The sequence below is a fragment of the Faecalibacterium sp. DFI.5.82 genome (genome assembly GCF_029076575.1).
Lineage (GTDB): Bacteria > Bacillota > Clostridia > Oscillospirales > Ruminococcaceae > Faecalibacterium > Faecalibacterium duncaniae.
In genome coordinates, this window is record NZ_JARFIS010001091.1 from 1 (window position 1) to 290 (window position 290).

At 36.2% G+C, this 290-nt stretch carries 1 protein-coding gene; it reads left to right on the forward strand.

Annotated elements, in window-relative coordinates:
- Positions 1-290: Wadjet anti-phage system protein JetD domain-containing protein (locus tag P0G09_RS20285; protein ID WP_275253580.1), on the forward strand; the 290-nt coding region annotated here is incomplete at both ends.

The window sequence follows — 290 nt, forward strand, 5'->3', positions numbered from 1 at the left end:
TAAGGCGAGGGAAAAGGAATATGAAATAGATACATCTCAAAATCAATACGGAACAGTGATTAATTCGCAGACATTGGAACGTGCCTTTCCCGTTTCTATAAAAGGAGTCCAAAGAATTGTAACGATTGAAAATAAGGCAAATTATGAAGAAATGAAATACAGAGAGGATACGCTTTATCTGTTCTGTCATGGATTTTATTCTCCGAAAGAACGGATTTTTTTGAAAAGATTAATGGAAGTGGCGGAAGGAGAGATACAGTATTTTCATTGGGGAGATATGGATATGGGAG